The following is a 20,323-nucleotide window of genomic DNA, read 5'->3' on the forward strand; positions in this document are numbered from 1 at the left end:
GACGCGGTCGCCGCCGACACGGTTCCGATACTCGTCGAACGGCGGACCGCGCTGTCGCGCCAGCAGGTAGGTCGCCCCTCCTCCCCGACTCTGGGCCGGGGGGTGGCGGGAACGGTTCCACCGGACGCTACCGTCGGTTCCGGAAGACACCGACGGCCCTGGTCACCAGCCAGCGCAACCGGACTGTGTGTTTCGACTGCTCCGGCGCCCTGCTGGTTCCAACCATGACGAGGAGATTTCGATGCGACGCGTTCCCGGGACGGTATTCAGCACGGTCGGACTCATCGGCGGCTACGCCGTCGCGCGCGGGACCCGCAGGCGCGCACTCGGTGGTGCGGTGATGGCCGCCTGCGGGGTGCCGGCGTTCGAGAGTTGGCGGCGCAGGAGTGGTGTGGCGGCAGCGGCAGCGGTCACGGGCGGCTACGTGGGCGCGGCGGCCGTCTCCCACCCGCTGGCGAAGAAGCTGGGAGCCTGGCCGTCCGTGTTCGCCGTGACCGCGCTGGTTGCCGCCACGGGGTCCGTGTTCGGGGACGGGTGTCGTCGTTCGGCGGAGACCTGACCCGCTACCGGTACGGGCGCATGGGGCTGCCTCCGCACGGTGGGGGGAGCCCTATCCCTGGGTGATGTAGGCCTCCAGTTGTTGACGGTCGCGTTCGAGCTGGCTGATACGGCTTTTCACCACATCACCGATGCTCACGATCCCGACGAGTACGCCGCGGGAGAGGACGGGAACATGGCGGACACGGTTCTCCGTCATCAGCACCGTGAGTTCGTCCACCGTGTCCTGTTTCGTGCAGGTGATGACGGCTGCGGTCATAATCGTTGACACGGGCTCGTGGAGCAGTTCCGCCCCCCGTTCGTCCAGACGGCGGACGACGTCGCGCTCGGAGGCGATACCCGCGAGACGCCCGCCCTCGGTCACCACCGCGGCGCCGATGTTGTGCCTGGCCAGTTCGGTCAGGAGACGGGCCACGGTGGTCTCCGGACCAACCGTCACCACGGTCGACCCTGTTGCGCGCAGTATCTCCGCGATCAGCATGGCGGCCACCTTTCGCTCGGTGACCGTTGGTTACCCGGTCCCGGCCCGCCCCTAACCGGAGGACAGTGCGGCGAACCGCCCGGAGCGCGGGAGCCGCGGCGGCAGCGGTGCTCCCGGGGAGAGCGTCCGGGATGCCGCGGCCACGGGGCCGGGAGGAGTACCGCCCCGGGCGCTCGTGGCGACCGGGGCCTGTTCGGTGGACGCTCGTCCCACTACGCGGCGCCGCCGGTGCCGCGCCGGCGCGGCACCGGCGGCGCGCGGGAGAAACACGCCCCGACCGGGGTCCGACCTACTGGCGCAGACCACTTATTCCGAACGTGCGGTATGCGCCGATACAGCTCCGGAGGAACGCGCCTTTTGGGCCGCGATGAAGCTCGTCCAATCCCGCCGGACCAGGTGGGTCCAACGAACCGCCGTGCTGATGTGGAGCCGAAGCAGGTCGGCAAGGACAGGAGCGGGAAGGTCCGCAGCGAGAGCGCACAGAGCCGAGTTGCGGGCTGTTCGCACCCTGATGCCGAGCTTCTGGTTCAGTTCAGCGGTCAGACGACCGTGGTCCATGTGGATCCCGGGCTGGAATCCGGGGAAGAGCCACTTGCCCTGGCTTGCGGCGTTTTCAACAATAGGGCGACGACTGAAGGAAGGGCTGTCGGCGAGTCGCGCAAGGAGTTCGGCAAGCCGGGGTGGGAGCAAAACCGGATGGGAGTCCAACAGTAGGTAGGTCCGTTCTTCCACCTGCGAAATGTCCTCGGTTGTCAGCCTGACGATCTGGGTTGGTATGAAGCCGTAGAGCAATAGCAGGGCAGCGGCGACACGCAGGTGAAGATCGATGCCTTCCTCGTCGAGGCAGCGCTTGAGCAGCGCCCAGCGCTGGTCCTCGTCGAGGAACTCGGTCGGGTCCTCGCCCCCGACCCAAGGAACCTCCAGCGGGTGTGTGGTGAGGCTGCGCGCGTTGGCCCAGTTGATGAATCCGCGCAACCGGTAGTGGTTGACGCTGCCGCTGTCGATCCAGGTGTCGAGTTCGTGCTGGGTGAGGGTCTCCAGGCTGAGCCCATTGGTGTCGAGCCACTTCAGGAAGCGGATAACCAACAGGATCCGGGAGCGGATGTACTTGCGGACGCTGCGGGTGGGGCTCCGCCTCCGGGCCCGGCTGCGTGCCTGGCGCAGCACCGACCACATCGCGTAGGGGCGGACGATCCTGACGGTCGTCTCGGGCAGGTCGGCCAGCACTTCGTTCAGCCATGGTGTGGTGCTGTCGACATGTTCGTCACGCTGTGGGAGCACGCCGGAATTGACCAGGACAGTCCGCAGGTACTGGACGTGTCGCCGCGGGGGCAGGGCGTCCAGGACGGTGTGGGTGATGTGGTCGTGCTCATCGGCGAGCCTGCCGAGCAGTTTGGCCCATTCCGCCCTGTACAGCCATGCCAGGATCGGGTAGGGGTCGGCCTCGGTCTCGGTGGCCAACAGAGAGCGTAAGGGGGCGAGCTGTGGGTGCGGCAGCCCGGACCGGGTAGAGAGCAGACGGTCGACGCGTTCGTGGACGACGCACGCCGCGCAGTTGCCGTCGGCGATGCGAAGCGCGACATTCTGGCACGTCCGGCAGCTCCAGTCACGGTCATTGTCCGTGCACGGTCCGCAGATGAGTCGCTGCTGGTCGTCTCGGCCGAGGAGAGGACGCCGCTGCCCGCAGTTGGCGCACTGGGCAGGTCGGCGGCCGATGTTGGTGTAGCAGGGGCTGCACACATTCCCCAGCGGAAGGCGACAATGGATGACCTTGTCCTTGTGGCAGCGGGCACAGGTCCTCCGAGGACGGGTCTTGCGGTAGCAGCTTGTGCACCGGGGCCATCGGCCTCGGGTACCTTGCCGACACGGCTTCTTCTCACCACAGACGGAGCAGTCGAGCATCGGTATGATCCAGCAGCGACCGCAGACGCGAGTCCCATCGGGATTAAAGCGACGGTCCGAGACTTCACGACCGCACTTCTCACAGGGACGGGCGTGTGCCTTCTGGTAGCAGATACCGCACTGGGGTACCTCATCGACCATAGCGTGAGCGGGGGCCTCGCGACCGCAGAAGCCGCATCGGTGGGTAGGGCGCGGCGCGCACACCTGGCACAACGGCTGTCCTGCGATTCGTGCTACGACTAGTTTGGGCTGATCGCAGAGGAAGCATGGCTCCCAGTTGGCCGGATCGGCACGCCAGCACCGGTCGCAGACGGGCCGTTCTCCCTTTTCTCGTGTGTAGGTGCGCCGTGTCTTTCCACACCGTCCGCACGGCTCGACGTTGCGTCGGGCGTAGCAGTTGACGCACCTCCGTCCGTCGGGGCTGCGGTGGCGCAGCGTCCGCTGCTGTCCGCAATCGGTGCAACGGGCACGCACCACCTGGGGGTGGTCGGCGGCCAAGGCATCGAGTAATCGCAGATGCGGCGCTGGCCCATCGCTGTCGCCGGAGGTGAGGGCATCGTCGTGGGTGGATAGGTAGTCGCGCAGCTCTCGGGCTTGTCCCAGGCGGCGAAGCTTCAGCGCTTCCACGGTCTGGGCCAGCGAGTCCGGTGCGGCTTGCGGAAGCAGGGCTTCCAGCCGGTCAGTGATCGCGGCCAGGATGAGGGCCATATTCTCTTTCCCGGGCATAGTCACAGCCCTTCGGGGCGGCGGATCGTGGTTCGCTGCGCCCCTGGTGCGGGGGGCCGTGCGCCTGTCGTTGCGTCCTTGCTGACCTGCTGGTTGACGGCTTCGACCTCGATGAGGTCGTTGGGGGTGCAGTCGAGGATGTCGCACAGGGCGGCGAGCACGTCCATCGAGAGCCGCTGCGGGGGCTGGGTGACCAGGCGGAAGACCTGCTCCCGGGAGAGGTTGATGCCGCGTTCGGCCAGCAGGGGGATCAGGTCGGTGGTCTGGAACATCTCCTTGGCGGCCATGAGCTGGCGCAGGTGCCAGCGGTATCCCATCTTCTTGTTCATATCGATGCTCCCCACAGCTCGCCGTGCCGCTCCTTGAGGGAGCGTTCCAGCAGGCGGTTGCGGTAGGCGTCGGAAACGCCGGTGTAGATCGCGGTCGTGCTGGCGTAGGAGTGTCCCACCTGCTCGGAGACGAACCTTTCGGGGTAGTCGAACTCGACCAGATGGGTCACGTAGCTGTGGCGCAGCGCGTGCAGATCGAGTTCACCGGGAAGGCCGGCCAGTTGCCGTGCGGTCTCGAAGGCATCGCTGGCCGAGCGGCGGGAGAGCCGGCTGCGGCGCTCGGTGACCCACAGGGCCGGGATCTTCCCCGGGCCGAACAGCGGGCGGACTTCGTGGACGTAGTGGTCCAGGACATCGACGATCCAGTCCATCTCGGGGACGGTGAGCACGGTCCGGCGTTTGGGGACCCCACCGCGGGAGGACTTGCCATAGCGGACATAGAGTCCGCCGAACTTCCCGTACTCCCGGCACTGGGGATTGGAGCGCAGGTCGGCCAGGTCCAGGCCGCGCGCCTCCTGGCGGCGCAGCCCGAAGGCGTAGACCACCTTGAGCAGGGCTGCATCGCGGATCGCCGCCAGACCGCCTTTGCGGCCGCGGGAGCGGATCTGCTCGGCCCTGCCGTCGGCCGCGTCGAACAGGGCTTGGACCTCGTCGTAGGTCAGCGGCCGCCGACCAGGGCGGCCTTCGTAGTCGCCGGTGTGGGCGATGGTGTTCCACTCGTGCAGGATCTGCTGCGGGCGGCGGCCGAACTTAGCCTCGCAGATGTCCGGCCAGCCGTAGCGCGGGTCGGTGATGTAGTCCATGAACAGCCGCAAGGAGTTCTCATAGCCGCGGGCCGTGGACACGGTAATCGGGTGCCGACGGCCGGGCGACCGCAGGTCCGCGATGAACTCCTCGACCTCGGCCGGGCCCCACTCCCAGGGGTACTGGCCGGAGAAGCGCTCCAGGCGCTGCACCGCCGCGGTCCGTGTCTCGACGGTGCTGTCCTTCAGGTACCGCGTGCGCTGCTGGCGGGCCCATCCGGCCAGCATCGCCTTGTAGACCGCCGGCGCAGGATCCAGGTGCACCACACCCTCGACCAGCTCCATGCGCGCCGAACCCGGCAGATCAGCCGATATCCCCACCAGAAACCCCCGTTGCATCTATTGCATCAATGTTGCAAGGGATTACGGAGGGCCGCAAGCGCTTTGGGAACAATGACGAAGGAGGATCCGACTGCAGTCGGATCCTCCTTCTGAGCTGCTATTACGCAGTCCCTCTGCTAGGACGAATGCTGCATTGAATGCAACTCTGCCTAGTTTCAGCTGCAGCCGCTGGTGGAGCCGCATCCCTCGCAGACGTAGCAGCTGCCCGACGGGCGCATCTTGGTGCCGCAGGTGACACACAGCGGGGCGTCGGCGACGAATCCCTGCTGGCGTTCCACGAACTCAGCGGTGCTGTGCGCCTCGGAGGGGCCGTCCTGCTTCTGCTGCACGGGGGCCGGCTTCTCCGTCTCCTCCTCACCCGTGGTGACCGGGGCCGACTGGGCGTAGGACTCCACCTGCGCCGCGACCTGGGAGGGGTCCTCCCCCGCTGCCTGGGCGCGCCGCTCCTCCGCCGAGAGCACTCCCAGCGCGGAGCGGTCCTCGTAGGGCAGGTGGTCCAGCGCCAGACGACGGAAGATGTAGTCCACCACCGACTGGGCCATGCGGATGTCCGGGTCGTCGGTCACCCCGGCGGGATCGAACCGCATGTTGGTGAACTTCTCCACGTAGGTCTCCAGCGGGACCCCGTACTGCAGCGCGATGGACACGGCGATCGAGAAGGCGTCCATCACGCCGGCCAGGGTGGAGCCCTGCTTCCCGAGCTTCATGAAGACCTCGCCGAGGCCGTCGTCCGGGTAGGATCCGGCGGTGATGTAGCCCTCGGCGCCACCCACCGTGAACGACACGGTCTCGCTGGGCCGCTTCTTCGGCAGCCGGCGCCGTACCGGCCGGTTCACCTCCACGACCTCGGGTTCGGCGCTCTCCGCTGTCTTCTCCGTGTCCTGGGTCCCGCCCGAGGACAGCGGCTGTCCCACCTTGCAGTTGTCCCGGTAGACGGCGAGTGCCTTCAGGCCGAGCTTCCACCCCTCGAAGTAGATCTGCTCGAAGTCCTCGACGGTGGCCGACTCCGGAACGTTCACGGTCTTGGAGATGGAACCGCTGAGGAACGGTTGGGTGGCGGCCATCATCCGCACGTGGCCCATGGGCTCGATGTAGCGCCGCCCCATGGCGCAGTCGAACACCTCGTAGTGTTCCGGGCGCAGCCCCGGAGCGTCGACCACGTGGCCGTGCTGGGAGATGTACTCGACGATCGCCTCGATCTGCTCCTGGGGGTAGCCGAGGCTCGCCAGGGCGCGCGGGATCGCCTGGTTGACGATCTGCATGGACCCGCCGCCGACCAGCTTCTTGAACTTCACCAGCGAGAAGTCCGGCTCGACCCCCGTAGTGTCGCAGTCCATCATGAAGCCGATGGTTCCCGTCGGGGCGAGCAGCGAGGCCTGCGCGTTACGCCACCCGTTCTTCTCCCCGATCTTCAGGCAGTCCTGCCATGCCTTGGTCGCCGCCGTGTGGATGGGCTTCTCCAGGTCGCCGACCAAGCGGAGGTCGTCGTTGGCCGCGGAGTGCTTGCGCATCACGCGTTTGTGCGACTCGGCGTTGCGGGCGTAGCCCTCGTAGGTCCCCACGATCCCGGCGAGTTCGGCGCTGCGCTTGTAGGCGGTACCGGTCATCAACGACGTGATACTCGCGGCCACGGCACGTCCCCCGTCGGAGTCGTAGGCGTGGCCGGTCGCCATGAGCAGCGCGCCGAGGTTGGCGTAGCCGATGCCGAGCTGCCGGTAGGCGCGGGTGGTCTCGCCGATCTTCTCCGTCGGGAAGTCGGCGAACGTGATGGAGATGTCCATCGCGGTGATGACCAGCTCGGTGAGCTTGGCGAACCTCTCCGTGTCGAAGGAGTTGTCGTCCCGGAGGAACTTCAGCAGGTTCAGCGACGCCAGGTTGCAGGAGGAGTCGTCCAGTGACATGTACTCACTGCAGGGGTTGCTCGCACTGATCCGGCCCGTCTCCGGGTTGGTGTGCCAGTCCTGGATCGTCCCGTCGTACTGCAGGCCCGGGTCGGCGCACTCCCAGGCGGCCTGGGCCATACCGCGGAACAGTTCGCGGGCGTCCACCGTGGTCAGCACCTCGCCGGTGGTACGCGAGGTCAGGCCGAAGTCCGACCCGGTCTCGACCGCGCGCATGAACGCGTCCGACACCCGGACCGAGTTGTTGGCGTTCTGGTACTGCACGCTGACGATGTCCGAGCCGCCCAGGTCGACGTCGAAGCCGGCGTCGCGGAGGGCGCGGATCTTGTGCTCCTCACGCGACTTGGTGTGGACGAACTCGCTGATGTCGGGGTGGTCGACGTCCAGCACCACCATCTTGGCCGCGCGCCGGGTGGCGCCACCGGACTTGATGGTTCCGGCGGAGGCGTCGGCGCCGCGCATGAAGGAGACGGGGCCGGAGGCGGTACCGCCGGAGGACAGCAGCTCGCTGCTGGAACGGATCCGGGAGAGGTTCACTCCGGCTCCGGAACCACCCTTGAAGATGGTTCCCTCCTCCTTGTACCAGTCGAGGATCGACTCCATGGTGTCGTCCACCGACAGGATGAAGCACGCTGACACCTGCTGCTTCGAGGTGGTGCCGACGTTGAACCAGACGGGAGAGTTGAAGCTGAACAGCTGGTGGACCAGGGCGTACTTGAGCTCGTGGTCGAACGCCTCGGCGTCCTCCTCGGAGGCGAAGTACCCGTTGTCCCGGCCGGTCTCGGTGTACACACCGGCGACACGGTCCACCAGCTGTTTGAGGCTCCACTCACGTTCCGGACTGCCGACAGCGCCACGGAAGTACTTGCTGGCCACGATCTGGGTGGCGTTCATCGACCACTCGGCCGGGAACTCCACGCCACGCTGTTCGAAGTTGATCGAGCCGTCCCGCCAGTTCGTCATCACAACGTCGCGGCGCTCCCACTCGACCTCGTCGTAGGGGTGCACACCCGGTGTGGTGAAGACGCGCTCCACCTTCAGTCCTTTGCGCTTGCCTTTACCGCCGCGTCCCGCTGTGCCGCTGGTGGTTTCCGTCATCGTCTCCGCTCCCCCTGCAAAATCACCCGTACACGCCACCCGGCGGCCGGGCGGCGCGGTGTCAGCTTCTGGACCGCTCGTCAGGAGTGCTCGCCCGGATCGTCCCGGTCACCGCGTAGTTTGGCGATCTCCTCCTCGAAGTCCGCGACCGACTCGAAGCCCCGGTAGACCGAGGCGAAGTGGAGGTACACCACCTCGTCGAGCTCGCGCAACGGTTCGAGGATCGCCAGACCGATCTCCTGGGCCGGAACCTCGGCGACACCCTTGTCTCTGATCTCCTCCTCGACCTGCTGGCCGAGTTTCGCCAGGGCATCCTCTGTCACGGGCCGGCCCTGGCAGGCCCGCCGGACACCAGCGATGATCTTGTTCCGCGAAAACGGCTCGGTGACCCCCGAGCGCTTGACGACCATGAGCAGCACGGCCTCCTGCGTCGTGAAGCGGCGTTCACACTCCGGGCAGGCCCGCCGCCGCCGTATCGCGGAGCCGTCCTCGGTTGAGCGGCTGTCAATCACCCGGGTGTCAGGATGCCGGCAGAACGGACAGTGCATGCCGGTACGCCTCCCCTGGGGTGGATCAGAGTCTCCACACGCCAACTAACTGGAACAACACAATTCTTGGACGCTTGCTTCCAAGATCATCACTAGATGTTGTGGTTAACTTATGACCACAGGCCGATGTTCGCAACTCCTGACACCGGCGATGCGCGAGGAGAGCTTGCCCACCATGGCAGCGCGGCCCCGTCTTCCGGCGGGCTCCCGGAACATCGGTCTCCACCGCGCCGACCGCGGCGCGGGAGCGGAGGGGGTCGGCGCTACCGGGGGCTCTCCGCGGTGGGGAGGACGAGGGTCTGGCCGGGAACCAGCGTGGAGTCGGAGAGGTCGTTGAGCTCCACGATCTCGTGCACCGTGCGGCGCGGATCCTCACCCGGGCGGATCTGCTCGGCGATCCCCCACAGCGTATCGCCGTCCCGCACGGTGATCGTGGTCGTCGCCGAGCCCGGGAGCATCGCGTTCGGGGTAGGCCCGGACGCGGACGCCCCGGCTGCCACGGCGGTCATGACCACCATCGCCACCCCGACCGTGGCCGCGAAGCACAGCACCGAGACAAGAGCCACACGGCCGCGCCGCGTGAGCCGCATGCCACGACCGCCCACCGCCGCGGCGCGGAGGTCCGTCAACCCCGCGACGGGACTCGTCCCGCAGCTGTCCTGGCGATCCTCAGTGTCCGCCCGCCACTCGGGGATCTCCACCGTCCAGTCGAAAAGAGCCGGTTCAGACATGGTTCCCACCTGAGAACGCAATTCGTTAGAACTAACGTTCGATTAAAACTGTATATCGGCGCGGTTTCATCGCCGATTCGAACCTTTGTTTGATATCCTTTATCGCAGGAATCAGCGCTAGACACGTTCCGCTGCGGTACCCGCGCCGCTCACTGACGCGCACCGGATACCGTCGCCAGACGGCCGACCGTGAGATTCCGCCGATAGCCCTTACACCGACCGCCGAGGAGGCCGGCTGTGCCGGAGGAAAACCACCCGACGCAGGAACCTCGTCCGGACGGGGTCTCCATCACTGCGTTCCGGCCTGCGGTTTCGGGTAGCGACAGCGGCCGGAACTCCTCCGCCCAGCCGAGCAGCGCACCCAGCCTCACAACCCGGCAGCAGAGCGTCCTGAACTGCATACACCGCTACGTGCGGCAGCGCGGATACCCGCCGTCCATCCGGGAGATCGGCGACACGGTCGGGCTGTCGAGTCCGTCCAGTGTCGCGCATCAACTGAAGGTCTTGCAACGTAAGGGCTATCTCTACCGTGATCAGAATCGCCCACGTGCGGTAGAGATTCGCATTCCGGGACAGCCTCCGGTCCGTTCGTGGGAGCACGCGGCGGAGGACCCGGCCTCCGACAGCGCGAGTTCCACCGACGTCCCGGTCGTGGGGCGGATCGCCGCGGGTGGCCCCATCCTGGCCGAGGAGTCGGTCGAGAACACTCTCACCCTCCCCAAACAGCTCGTCGGCGAAGGCCGGCTGTTCATCCTCACCGTGATCGGAGAATCCATGGTGGACGCCGCGATCACCGACGGGGACCTCGTCGTGGTACGGCAGCAGCCCGACGCCGACAACGGTGACATCGTGGCCGCGCTGCTCGACGAGGAGGCCACCGTCAAAGAGCTGAAACGGGAGAAGGGGCACGTGTGGCTCATGCCGCGCAACGCGTCCTTCGAGCCCATCAACGGCGACGAGGCGACGATCCTGGGCAAGGTCGTCGCGGTCATGCGCCGGGTCTGAGCCGAACGCTCCCCTGGGCGCGCCGCACCGTCCGCTCCCCCGCGCCGGCGAACGGGTCTCAGGCACCGTCCGCGGCACGCCGTACCGCGGCCTCGGCCAGTTCCTCAGCCTCGGACAGGACTTCCTCATCGGGGATGGACGAGCTGGCCTGGAAGTCGACCGACGCCGTGTAGCACGTCGCGGTGTACAGGTTGGACACCTGCACCCCCACGCACCCCCATGTGAAACCCGAGTCGAATTCGTACCAGGAGCGGGCCTCGTCCCCGATCCCCGAGAGCTCCTCCGGTGCGTGCTCCTCGGACTCGGCCCGGAGCATCTCGGCCGCGTCCGCGCTACCGTCGTCGCTCCAACCGCCGGTACTGCTCACCATCACCAGCCGCGCGGCGGCGGGGACGACGGAACCGTCCTCGGAGGTGGTCCACTTGCACTGCCGGCCGTCCCGACGCTGGCCCAGTCCGGATATCGGCTCGGCCGTCTCGGTGTCGTAGTCGGCCACCAGCCGTTCCAGGACCTCGCCCTCGGCGACGGTGCATTCCGGAGCGCCGCCGAACTCGCTCCTGGTGGTGGTGAGGGTGACGATCGCCCACACGCCTCCCGCCACCAGCAGCAACGCCAGCACGGCCAGGACGGCGACCATGGCCACCGCGCACCCCCGGCTCCGCTTGGAGGCCAACGTCGCGGCGGAAGACGCTCCCGCCGCGGACTGGCTCTCCGGTGCCGAACCCGCATGGGGGTGAGCCGGCCGCTGCGGCAGCGGCCCGGGCCTCTGGTCGGGACCGCCGGAAGGTGGCTGGCCCATGGGGCGCCTCCCCTTCGTGGAACGTCTCCGAATGTCCTCGTGCTCCGCCGCTGTGCCGGACCACGCCCGCACCAACTATGCCAGGAGCCCCGGCGGGGCTCCGCCCTCCCCGGAGCACCTCGCGGCGTCCCGCCTCCGCCGGACGGGCCAGGCGTGCGGTCGCGGACACACGCGCTTCCCGCCGCGGCCGTGCAGGAACGTGGAAGCTACAGGGCGGAGGCGATCCGGTCGGCGACCGAGGAGACGCCATCCCGCGCCTCGCCGTAGGAGAGCGCGTCCCCGCCGTCGGCCTCCTCGCCGCTGTAGAAGACGCGTACCACCAGGTTGTCGCGTCGGAACGCCACCTCGGCCGAACCCGCCCCCGGTGTACTCGACCAGACCACCGCCTCCGGGCCCACTGACGGTACGGGTTCACTCCTGTCGATCCCGGTGGTGGAGGTGAGACGGGCGAGTTCCTCGCGCGCCGCGTCCGCCCCGCTGACGCCCCCGGCCTTGTCCGTGAAGTGGGCCTCGTAGTCGACGTGCAGGACCCGCGCGGGCGCCTGTGCGGAGTCCACGGAGGTCCACTCGCACGTGGCGCTGTCCGACCCCGCCAACAGCCCGTGCTCGTTGGTCTCCAGCAGCGCCCGCGGCACCACGGACTCCACGGTGTCCGAAGCGAGGGCACCGCAGGCCGGGGCGCTCGCGTACGCGTCGTCGGGGCTGGCCTGGGTCGCCGGTTCCTGACGCTGCCAGACCAGCCCCACGGCGGTCGCGAGCGCGGCGATGACGACCGCCGCCGCGCCCGCCCACAGCCAGTGTCGGGGCCGGGGCCGCTCCACCATCCGCCGCGTCTCCCGGAACAGCGGGGAGAGCCACGTACGGCGGGCGTTGTCGAGCCGCTGCCTCATCGGGAGTCAGCCGACCACGATATTGACGAGCTTCGGAGGGCGTACCACGATCTTGCGAATCTCCCGGTCTCCGACGAAACCCTGCACCTTCGGGGAAGCCAGCGCGCGCCGCTCCAACTCCTCCTCGGAGACGTCGGGGGCGACCTCCAGCTTGTCCCGGACCTTGTTGGCCACCTGTACCACACAGGTGACGGATTCCTGAACCAGCAGCTCCGGCTCGGCGGTACGCCAGTTTCCGATGGCGACCGATCCGGTGTGGCCCAGCCGTTCCCAGCCCTCCTCCGAGACGTAGGGAGCGACGAGGGACAGGGTGACGGCGATGACCTCGGCCGCCTCCCGCACCGCGGGGTCGGCCGCCCCGCAGCCGGTGTCGATGGCTTTGCGGGTCGCCGTGACCAGTTCCATGACCCGGGCGATGGCGACGTTGAAACGCTGCATCTCGACCGAGCTGGTGACCTTGTCGATGATCTGGTGCGTGGTCCTGCGCAGCTCGGTGTCACCGCCCGCGGGATCCGTTCCCGGTGCCGACGCGGCTCCGGCCTCGGTCATGACCCGCAGCGCCCGGTTCAGGAACCGCAGGGAGGCGGCCGGGGAGACGTCGGCCCAGTCGACGTCGTCCTCGGGCGGACTGGCGAAGACCATGGTCAGACGGACCGCGTCCACACCGTAGTTGTCGATCTCCTCCCCGAGGTCGATCCCGTTTCCCAGGGACTTGGACATCGCGCGGCCGCCGTTGATCACCTGCCCCTGGTTCAGCAGCCGGGTGAACGGCTCGACGAAGCCGACCATGCCCATGTCGTGGAGCACCTTGGTGAAGAACCGGGCGTACAGCAGGTGCAGGGTCGCGTGCTCGACCCCTCCCACGTACTGGTCGACCGGCCCCCACTTCGCCACGCTCTCCGGGTCGAAGGGGGCGGTGTCCAGGTTCGGTGAGCAGTACCGCAGCGGGTACCACGAGGAGTCCACGAACGTGTCCATGGTGTCCGTGTCGCGCTGCGCGGCCCCGCCGCACTGCGGGCAGGCAACGTTCACCCAGTCGGTGGCGGCCGCCAGCGGGGACACACCCTTCGGGTCCAGGTCCGAGCCCCGCAGGTCGTCCGGGAGCTTCACCGGGAGCTCCTCGTCGGGGACGGGGACCTCACCGCAGTCCGGGCAGTGGATGATCGGAATGGGGGTTCCCCAGAACCGCTGCCGGGACAGCAGCCAGTCGCGCAGCCGGTAGTTCACCGCGCCCCTGCCGGTGCCCTGTTCCTCGAGGATGCCGACCATGCGCCGGATGGCCTCCTCCTTGGCCAACCCGTCCAGCGGACCGGAGTTGACCATCGTGCCCTCGCCCGTCGTGGCGACACCCGTCTCGGCCGGGTTCCCCTCCCCGGTGTCCAGGACTTCCCGCACGGGGAGGCCGAGCTGGAAGGCGAAGTCGAGGTCGCGCTGGTCGTGGGCGGGCACCGCCATGATCGCGCCGTGCCCGTACTCCGCGAGCACGTAGTCGGCCGCCCACACGGGAATGCGCTCCTGGCTCGCGGGATTGACCGCGTACCGGCCCAGGAACACGCCGGTCTTGGTCCGTTCGGTCGACTGCCGCTGGATGTCGGTGAGCTTCGCGGCCTGCTCCCGGTAGGCCTCGAACTCGGCCCGCTGTTCGGGGGAGCACAGCTCGTCCGCGAGGGCGGCGTCGGCGGCGACCACGAAGAACGTGGACCCGTACAGGGTGTCCGGCCGGGTGGTGTACACCGTGACGGGCTCGTCCCGACCCTCGATGGTGAAGTCGATGTCGGCGCCGTAGGACCGGCCGATCCAGTTGCGCTGCATGGTGAGTACGCGTTCCGGCCAGCCCTCTTCCAGCTGGGACATGTCGTCCAGCAGCCGGTCAGCGTAGTCGGTGATGCGGAAGTACCACTGGTTGAGGCTGCGGCGCACCACCTCGCTGTGGCAGCGTTCGCAACGCCCCTGGACCACCTGCTCGTTGGCGAGCACGGTCTGGTCCTGCGGACACCAGTTGACCAGGCCCTCCTTCCGGTAGGCGAGGTCGCGCTCGTAGAAGCGCAGGAAGAACCACTGGTTCCACTGGTAGTACTCCGGGTCGCTGGTGTGCAGACGGCGTGTCCAGTCGAAGGAGACACCGTACTGCCGGAAGGACTCGGCCTGCTTCTCGATGTTGGCGTAGGTCCACTCCGCGGGGTGCGTGCCGTTCTTGATCGCGGCGTTCTCCGCCGGGAGGCCGAACGAGTCCCAGCCGATCGGATGCAGGACGTTCTCGCCGCGCTGGAAACGGTAGCGCGCCACGACGTCGCCCATGGCGAACGCTTCGGCATGCCCCATGTGGAGGTCGCCGGAGGGGTAGGGAAACATGTCGAGGACATAGCTGCGCGGCCGTTCGTCGGCCGGATCCTCGTTGGCCTCGAAGGGGTTCTCCTTGGCCCACCGTTCCTGCCACTTCTCCTGCAAGGCACGGGCGTCGTAGGAGTCGCTCGCTGCCTTGTCTCCGTTAGCCGCTGTCATTGCTGATCGTCCTCTACGGGTCGCGCTAGGGGCACATCGCTCTGGGGAGGTTTCCGCTCGTCCCGCAATCGCAGCCCCACGGCCGAGCCTGCGGTGATGTCTCCACCAGTCGATTGACTGTTCCTCAAGGTTAGCGCGAGACCGGCCACCCCTTCGACGAAGCGGCGCGTGGGGGACGCGGGGACAGGGAGACCGTCCGGCTGGCGGGATGACGCCCGCGACCGCAACCACCCGGTCTCGTCCGGTCGGCCGCGGTCGGGGAGGGAGAGCGCGGAGGCGGCGGGAGGGGTGCGGGCTCGGGGAGGACGGGACGCGTCCGCCCCGGACACCACAACTATTGTTACTGTACAGTAAAAAGTGTGGTCCGGAACACGTGAACCGTTGGAGACGCGATGCTCAACCTGTCGGTACTGCTGGAAGACGGCGCCCGGAAGAACCCGGAACGGGACTGCCTCGTCTTCGGTGACCTCCGGCTGAATTACACCACGGTCGACACCATCACCAACCAGGTGGCCAACCTCCTGGTCTCCCGCGGCGTCCGCCCCGGTGACCGGGTGGCGCTGGTGTGCCCGAACGCCCCCTACTTCCCGTTCGTCTATTTCGGTGCGCTCAAAGCGGGGGCGGTCGTGGTACCGCTCAACATCCTGCTCACCAGCCGGGAGATCGCCTTCCACCTGGAGGACTCGGGTGCCTCGGCCCTGTTCGCCTTCACCGGAACCGAGGACCTGCCGACCGGGGAACGGGCGTTCGCCGCCTACAACGAGGTCGACACGTGCACGACCTACATCGACCTGCCTCCCACCCCGGGCGCCACCGAGTCCACCGTGGACGGCGCGGAAACCCTCTGGGCGGCCCTGGCACAACAACCGGGGCACTTCGAGGCGGTCCAGACCGGCGCTGAGGACACCGCCGTACTCATCTACACCAGCGGCACGACGGGCCAGCCCAAGGGGGCCAAGCTCAGCCACGGCAACCTGCTGTTCAACGCCGTGGCCTCGGACGCCCTGTTCGAGGGCGCGGACAACGGCCACGACGTCTTCCTCAGCGTGCTTCCGCTGTTCCACATCTTCGGCCAGACGACGATGATGAACTGCCCGCTGTACCGGCACGGAACGATGGTCCTACAGGCGCGTTTCGACGGTGACGAGGCGCTGTCCCTGATGGAACGGGAGGGCGTGACCATATTCGCCGGTGTTCCCACCATGTACTGGGGGCTGCTCGGCGCCACCGGCGAGCACGACATGGAGCGGATCACCAGCACCCTGCGCACCGCGGTCTCCGGCGGCGCCGCCCTTCCCTCCGAGGTCGTCAAGAACGCCAAGGAGAAACTGGGCGTGGAGATCCTGGAGGGCTACGGTCTCTCCGAGACGTCACCGGTCGTGTCCTTCAACAACCCCAAGGTCAAGGCCAAACCCGGGTCGATCGGCCGACCGATCTGGGGTGTGGAGATGAAGCTGGTCGACTCGGAGTTCAACGACGTCGAGGGCGAGGGGCCGGGCGAGATCGCGGTCCGCGGCCACTGCGTCATGCAGGGCTACCACAACCGGCCGGACGCCACCGCCCAGGTGATGCACAACGGATGGTTCCGTACCGGAGACATCGCCCGCAGGGACGACGAGGGCTTCTACTTCATCGTCGACCGGTCCAAGGACATGATCATCCGGGGCGGGTACAACGTGTACCCGCGCGAACTGGAAGAGGTCCTCATGGCCCACCCCGGGGTCAGCCTCGCCGCGGTCGTGGGCGTCCCGCACGAGACCCACGGCGAGGAGATCAAGGCCTACATCATCCCCGAGGAGGGCACCGACATCTCGGAGCAGGGCCTGATCGACTGGGCCAAGGACCAGTTGGCCAGCTACAAGTACCCGCGACTGGTGGAGTTCCGGGACACGCTCCCCATGACCGCCACCGGCAAGATCCTGAAACGCGAGCTCCGCTGAACGGCGCCGTGGCGGTCGTTCAGGAGAGCGGCCGCCACACGGAGTCGCACACGGTGCACCGGAACTCGATCCGGACACCGCACGTGGCGCAGTGCGGTCCCGGGTTGTAGTCCTCGGTGTGTTCCACGTGCCGGTCGGCGAAGAACCGCAGCTCCCCGCACGTGTTACAGCGGATCCGCACGTTGGTCGGACTCTTGGGCCAGGGTTGGTCGGGTTCGACCGGGTGCCCGTCCAGATGCGCGTTCATCGGGGCCGGGGCCGTTGGCCGGAGACGACAGCCCCTGTCCTCCTTTCCTCACCGGACTCTCAGCCCGCGCACCCGCTGCGTGGTGGCGGACAGCGGCCTACTCCTCCAGTCCCGCCGCGATACGCAGTGTGGACACCAGCTCGGCCTCCTTGTACACCGCGAGTCCGATCGCGGAGGAGAAAGCGGCGAGCATGTGCATGTAGATCGTGGGATCACCGTTGGTGAAACGTTCGGCCGTCTCCTCCTCTCCCACGGAGTAGGCCTCCCACGCCGTCACCACGGCGAACTCCACCTCCGGGGGCAGCATGTCCGCGACCGCCCCCGCCACGGCCTCCCGGGAGTCCGCGGGTTTGAACACGACCCCCGTCTCCTGGACCCGCCGGGTGAGCAGGGAGGCGAAGACCTTGAGCTCGGAGGTGACGTCAGCGACGTCGTCCGCGGCTCCCGCAGCCGCCTGTTGCAGCCCTTCACGGTCCTTACGCGTGTAGCAGTCGATAAGCGTTATGGCGAGTCGTTTGGTCCGTTCGGTGCTGGCACCGGATCCGTCGTTGTCTGGCATGTCTCCATGATGCCCGTCCTGCCCCGCGCGTCGGGGCAGGACGGGCCCGATCCGGCCATTCTCCGGCCTACACGAAATTCGGCCGCAGCGGCATGTTCGCGTCCGTTCCCGCCAGTTTGACCCCGAGTATCTGGTGGAGCTGGACCACGTTGCGTTCGAACCCGAGGATGCAGCCGGCCATGTAGAGCCGCCACACCCGGGCGGTGCCCTCACCGACCTCCTTCACCGCGGTTTCCCAGTTGCGGTCGAGGTTGGCGCACCACTGGCGCAGCGTCAGCGCGTAGTGCTCGCGCAGGTTCTCCTGGTGCCGGATCTCGAACCCGGTGTCGTTCATCATGGTCTGCAGCTCGCCCGGACCCTCGAGCTCCCCGTCCGGGAAGACGTACCGGTTGATCACCCCGTCGGGCTTCATCGCCGGCTGGTCGTTACGCGGGCGGGTGATGCAGTGGTTGAGCAGCCTGCCGCCCGGTTTGAGCTTGGTGTACAGCCCGGCGAAGTAGTCGGGGACGTTCCCCTTCCCGATGTGTTCGGTGAGGCCGATGGAGCTGATCCGGTCGTAGATGCCGTCCGGCACGTCCCGGTAGTCCATGTGGCGCACCTGCGCGAGGTGGGACAGCCCTTCCTCCTCGATCCGCGCGCTGGCCCAGTCCGCCTGTTCCTTGGACAGGGTCACTCCCAGGCCGTGCACGCCGTACTCCCGGGCGGCGTGCATGACCATACCGCCCCATCCGCAGCCGACGTCCAGCAGCCGCATACCCGGCTGGAGGTCGAGCTTGCGCGCGACCAGGTCGTGTTTGCGGAACTGGGCGCTCTCCAGCGAGGCCTCCGGGGAGTCGAACACGGCGCAGGTGTAGGTCATCGACGGACCCAGTACCAGCTCGTAGAACGCGTTGGAGACGTCGTAGTGGTGCTGGATCACCTCGGCGTCCCGCCCCTTGGAATGCCGGGTCCCCCTGCCGAAGAGGCGGGAGGTGCGCACCTCCTGCGGAGGCGGCGGGACCCGGTTGACGAACTTCACCCACCCGATACTCGTGGCGATCCTCGCCAGCTCCAGCGCGGAGGGCTTGTTCCCGTCCTCCAGGACGACGTCGGACATGCGCCGCATCGCGGTGTACATGTCGCCCTCGACGTCGATGTGCCCTGCCACGTAGGCACGGGTCAGTCCCAGGGCCCCCGGGGCCTGGACCAGGTAGTTCAGCGCCACCGGGGTCCGGATGACGAGCGCGACCTCGCTGTCCGGATCGCCCGACACGCTGCCGTCGTAGGCGCGGAAGCGTATCGGCGCCTCCGGACCGACGACACGTTCGAAGATCTCGGCAAGCCGCATGGGCGTTTCCTCCTCACCACACGCCACCGTCTCGCGGAGGGCGCGTTCACTTGTTGCCGACACACTTGGCGTACAGATCGAGGAGCCGGCCGTGCGGGTCGTAGGTGTCCTTGAGCTTTTGGTACCCGTCGCCGTTGTACGAGCGCCAGAACTCCTCCTCGGAGTAGAAGGCGTCGGAGTACAGCGACTTGTGCCCGCCGAGCCGGGACACCTCCTCCTCAACCCGTCGGTTGTGGTGGGCTCTGCGCTGCCCCGGCCGCATGGGAACCATGCCCCAGAACCCGAAGTTCACGTACAGCCGGTCCCGCTCCAGGGGGTACAGCGGCCACACGTGGGAGTCCCCGGTGACCTCCGCGTCCCGCTCCCGCAGCCGGATGGGGCACATCCAGACGGGGCTCATCCCGATCTCGGAGTGGAAGAAGTCGAGGAACTCGGCCCCACGGTCGGCGGCGACCTCGATGTCCTGGATCAGAGGCTCCTGCTGCGGACGGCCGCGGTAGTGGTTCCACAACCGGCTGGCGTCGGTGCGCCGGTCCAGTGCCACCAGTCTGCGGTAGACGTCGGAGCGCTTCAGTGCCCGCGGCCAGAACCGCCGTACGGCCGGGTGCTGCACGCCGAACGCGCGTGAGCACCAGAACCAGTCGGTGTCCCAGCGCCAGAGGTAGTCGTGGGTGGTCAGATAGTCGCCCAGGGCGGAGTCCGCGTAGCGCGGGATGGACGTGTAGTAGATGTCGGTCCCGGTGTAGTCGCTGGTCCAGGGCGCGGTGTCCACGAAGGAGGCCAGGGTCAGGTACAGCTCGTCGGGCGCGAAGGAGACCCCGTCGACGAAGTCCACCCGTTCCCCCGCGTGTTCGGCGTCGGCGCAGATCCGGGTGAACGCCTCCATCGCGGAGTCGGCGTCACCGAAACGCAGGTGGCGCAGGTGCACGTACGGTTTGACCGGCTCCAGTTCGATACGCAGCCGCAGGCTGTAGCCGAGTGTGCCGTAGGAGTTCGGGAAGCCGTAGAACAGGTCGCGGTGTTCGTTGTCCCGCCGCGCCACCACCGTGTCACCCGAGCCGGTCAGGATCTCGATCTCCTGCACCGACTCGTGCGGCAGCCCGTTCCGGAACGAGGACGCCTCGATCCCCAGTCCGGTGACGGCCCCGCCCAGCGTGATCGTGCGCAGCTGCGGCACGACGAGCGGCATCAGCCCGTAGGGCAGGGTGGCGGCGACCAGGTCCTCGTAGGTGGTCATACCGCCCACCTCGGCGACCCGTTCCCGGGGGTCGACGGACAGCACCGAGGTGAACGCGCTGACGTCCAGGGGACGCGCGGCCGAGGAGTCGCGGAACCGGAACAGGTTAGAGGTCGGTTTGGCCAGCCGCACTGGCGCGTCCTCGGGAAGCTGGGCGAAGTCACGCCGTAGCTGCTGCACGGCTGCGATGTGGTCGGCGAAGTTTCGCTGCGGTGGAGTCACGGGCACCTGCTTCTTCCGGCGCTACAGCGCCATCGGCGTTGCCGGCCAGCGCGCCGGAGCGCGCCTGGGGCCATCAGACACTCTATTCCTACCTTCTGGTAATGCTGGCAGCCGCCGCCTATTCCCCACATCACTCTTCTCGGCCTGCCTCCGGAATCGCCGGGCCGCTGCGGGGA

Annotated in this window: 17 protein-coding genes; 3 read left to right on the top strand and 14 right to left on the bottom strand. The window is 67.8% G+C overall.

Features of this window, described 5'->3' with window-relative positions; genetic code table 11:
* Nucleotides 1-241: 241 nt before the first annotated feature.
* Entirely contained in the window at nt 242-559 is a 318-nt protein-coding gene (locus tag FHX37_RS11080) for a hypothetical protein (RefSeq protein ID WP_141923823.1), read from the top strand.
* Nucleotides 560-610: 51 nt separating this feature from the next.
* Here FHX37_RS11080 and FHX37_RS11085 read toward each other — a convergent pair whose 3' ends face one another.
* The 7 genes from FHX37_RS11085 to FHX37_RS11115 all read right to left on the bottom strand — a co-directional run bounded on the left by FHX37_RS11085 (nt 611) and on the right by FHX37_RS11115 (nt 9,419).
* Nucleotides 611-1,039: a CBS domain-containing protein gene (locus tag FHX37_RS11085; RefSeq protein WP_141923824.1), complete on the bottom strand. Its 429-nt coding sequence runs from the start codon at nt 1,037-1,039 to the stop codon at nt 611-613.
* Between the two features lie 306 nt (nt 1,040-1,345).
* Complete coding sequence (locus tag FHX37_RS11090; RefSeq protein WP_141923825.1) at nt 1,346-2,500, bottom strand: hypothetical protein; 1,155 nt, start codon at nt 2,498-2,500, stop codon at nt 1,346-1,348.
* A 1,169-nt stretch (nt 2,501-3,669) separates the two neighbouring features.
* Nucleotides 3,670-3,996, bottom strand: coding sequence for a helix-turn-helix domain-containing protein (locus tag FHX37_RS11095; RefSeq protein ID WP_141923826.1), 327 nt, complete (start codon nt 3,994-3,996; stop codon nt 3,670-3,672).
* Nucleotides 3,993-5,138 carry a tyrosine-type recombinase/integrase gene (locus tag FHX37_RS11100; protein ID WP_141923827.1) on the bottom strand — a complete coding sequence of 382 codons (1,146 nt, stop codon included), beginning with the start codon at nt 5,136-5,138 and terminating at the stop codon, nt 3,993-3,995. The genes FHX37_RS11095 and FHX37_RS11100 overlap by 4 nt, the downstream gene beginning before the upstream one ends.
* Nucleotides 5,139-5,296: 158 nt before the next feature.
* Complete coding sequence (locus FHX37_RS11105) at nt 5,297-8,140, bottom strand: vitamin B12-dependent ribonucleotide reductase (protein ID WP_141923828.1); 2,844 nt, start codon at nt 8,138-8,140, stop codon at nt 5,297-5,299.
* Nucleotides 8,141-8,220: 80 nt separating this feature from the next.
* Entirely contained in the window at nt 8,221-8,688 is a 468-nt protein-coding gene (nrdR, locus tag FHX37_RS11110) for a transcriptional regulator NrdR (protein ID WP_141923829.1), read from the bottom strand.
* Nucleotides 8,689-8,951: 263 nt separating this feature from the next.
* Nucleotides 8,952-9,419, bottom strand: a complete 468-nt coding sequence (locus tag FHX37_RS11115) for a LysM peptidoglycan-binding domain-containing protein (protein WP_141923830.1) — start codon at nt 9,417-9,419, stop codon at nt 8,952-8,954.
* 237 nt (nt 9,420-9,656) lie between these two features.
* Between FHX37_RS11115 and lexA the strand changes: the two genes are divergently transcribed.
* Nucleotides 9,657-10,424, top strand: coding sequence for a transcriptional repressor LexA (gene lexA, locus FHX37_RS11120; RefSeq protein ID WP_141923831.1), 768 nt, complete (start codon nt 9,657-9,659; stop codon nt 10,422-10,424).
* A gap of 58 nt (nt 10,425-10,482) precedes the next feature.
* Here lexA and FHX37_RS11125 read toward each other — a convergent pair whose 3' ends face one another.
* The 3 genes from FHX37_RS11125 to leuS all read right to left on the bottom strand — a co-directional run bounded on the left by FHX37_RS11125 (nt 10,483) and on the right by leuS (nt 14,615).
* Nucleotides 10,483-11,223 (bottom strand): hypothetical protein, encoded by a 741-nt coding sequence (locus FHX37_RS11125; protein ID WP_141923832.1) that lies wholly within the window; start codon nt 11,221-11,223, stop codon nt 10,483-10,485.
* Between the two features lie 206 nt (nt 11,224-11,429).
* Entirely contained in the window at nt 11,430-12,113 is a 684-nt protein-coding gene (locus FHX37_RS11130; RefSeq protein ID WP_141923833.1) for a hypothetical protein, read from the bottom strand.
* A gap of 6 nt (nt 12,114-12,119) precedes the next feature.
* A complete protein-coding gene (leuS, locus tag FHX37_RS11135) occupies nt 12,120-14,615 on the bottom strand; it encodes a leucine--tRNA ligase (protein ID WP_141923834.1) in 2,496 nt (831 codons plus the stop codon).
* 392 nt (nt 14,616-15,007) lie between these two features.
* Here leuS and FHX37_RS11140 point away from each other — a divergent pair, with 392 nt between their 5' ends.
* On the top strand, nt 15,008-16,555 hold the full coding sequence (locus tag FHX37_RS11140; protein ID WP_141923835.1) for a long-chain-fatty-acid--CoA ligase: 1,548 nt from the start codon (nt 15,008-15,010) through the stop codon (nt 16,553-16,555).
* Between the two features lie 19 nt (nt 16,556-16,574).
* Here FHX37_RS11140 and FHX37_RS11145 read toward each other — a convergent pair whose 3' ends face one another.
* From FHX37_RS11145 to FHX37_RS11160, 4 genes are all read right to left on the bottom strand, one after another.
* Nucleotides 16,575-16,802: a hypothetical protein gene (locus FHX37_RS11145; protein ID WP_141923836.1), complete on the bottom strand. Its 228-nt coding sequence runs from the start codon at nt 16,800-16,802 to the stop codon at nt 16,575-16,577.
* Nucleotides 16,803-16,899: 97 nt separating this feature from the next.
* Entirely contained in the window at nt 16,900-17,361 is a 462-nt protein-coding gene (locus FHX37_RS11150; protein WP_141923837.1) for a hypothetical protein, read from the bottom strand.
* A gap of 67 nt (nt 17,362-17,428) precedes the next feature.
* The gene (locus tag FHX37_RS11155; protein ID WP_141923838.1) at nt 17,429-18,688 is read right to left on the bottom strand and encodes a class I SAM-dependent methyltransferase; all 1,260 of its coding nucleotides are present in this window, start codon (nt 18,686-18,688) and stop codon (nt 17,429-17,431) included.
* Between the two features lie 46 nt (nt 18,689-18,734).
* Nucleotides 18,735-20,147 (bottom strand): FAD-binding oxidoreductase, encoded by a 1,413-nt coding sequence (locus FHX37_RS11160; RefSeq protein ID WP_246062244.1) that lies wholly within the window; start codon nt 20,145-20,147, stop codon nt 18,735-18,737.
* Nucleotides 20,148-20,323 lie beyond the last annotated feature (176 nt).

Source organism: Haloactinospora alba, assembly GCF_006717075.1.
Taxonomy (GTDB): domain Bacteria; phylum Actinomycetota; class Actinomycetes; order Streptosporangiales; family Streptosporangiaceae; genus Haloactinospora; species Haloactinospora alba.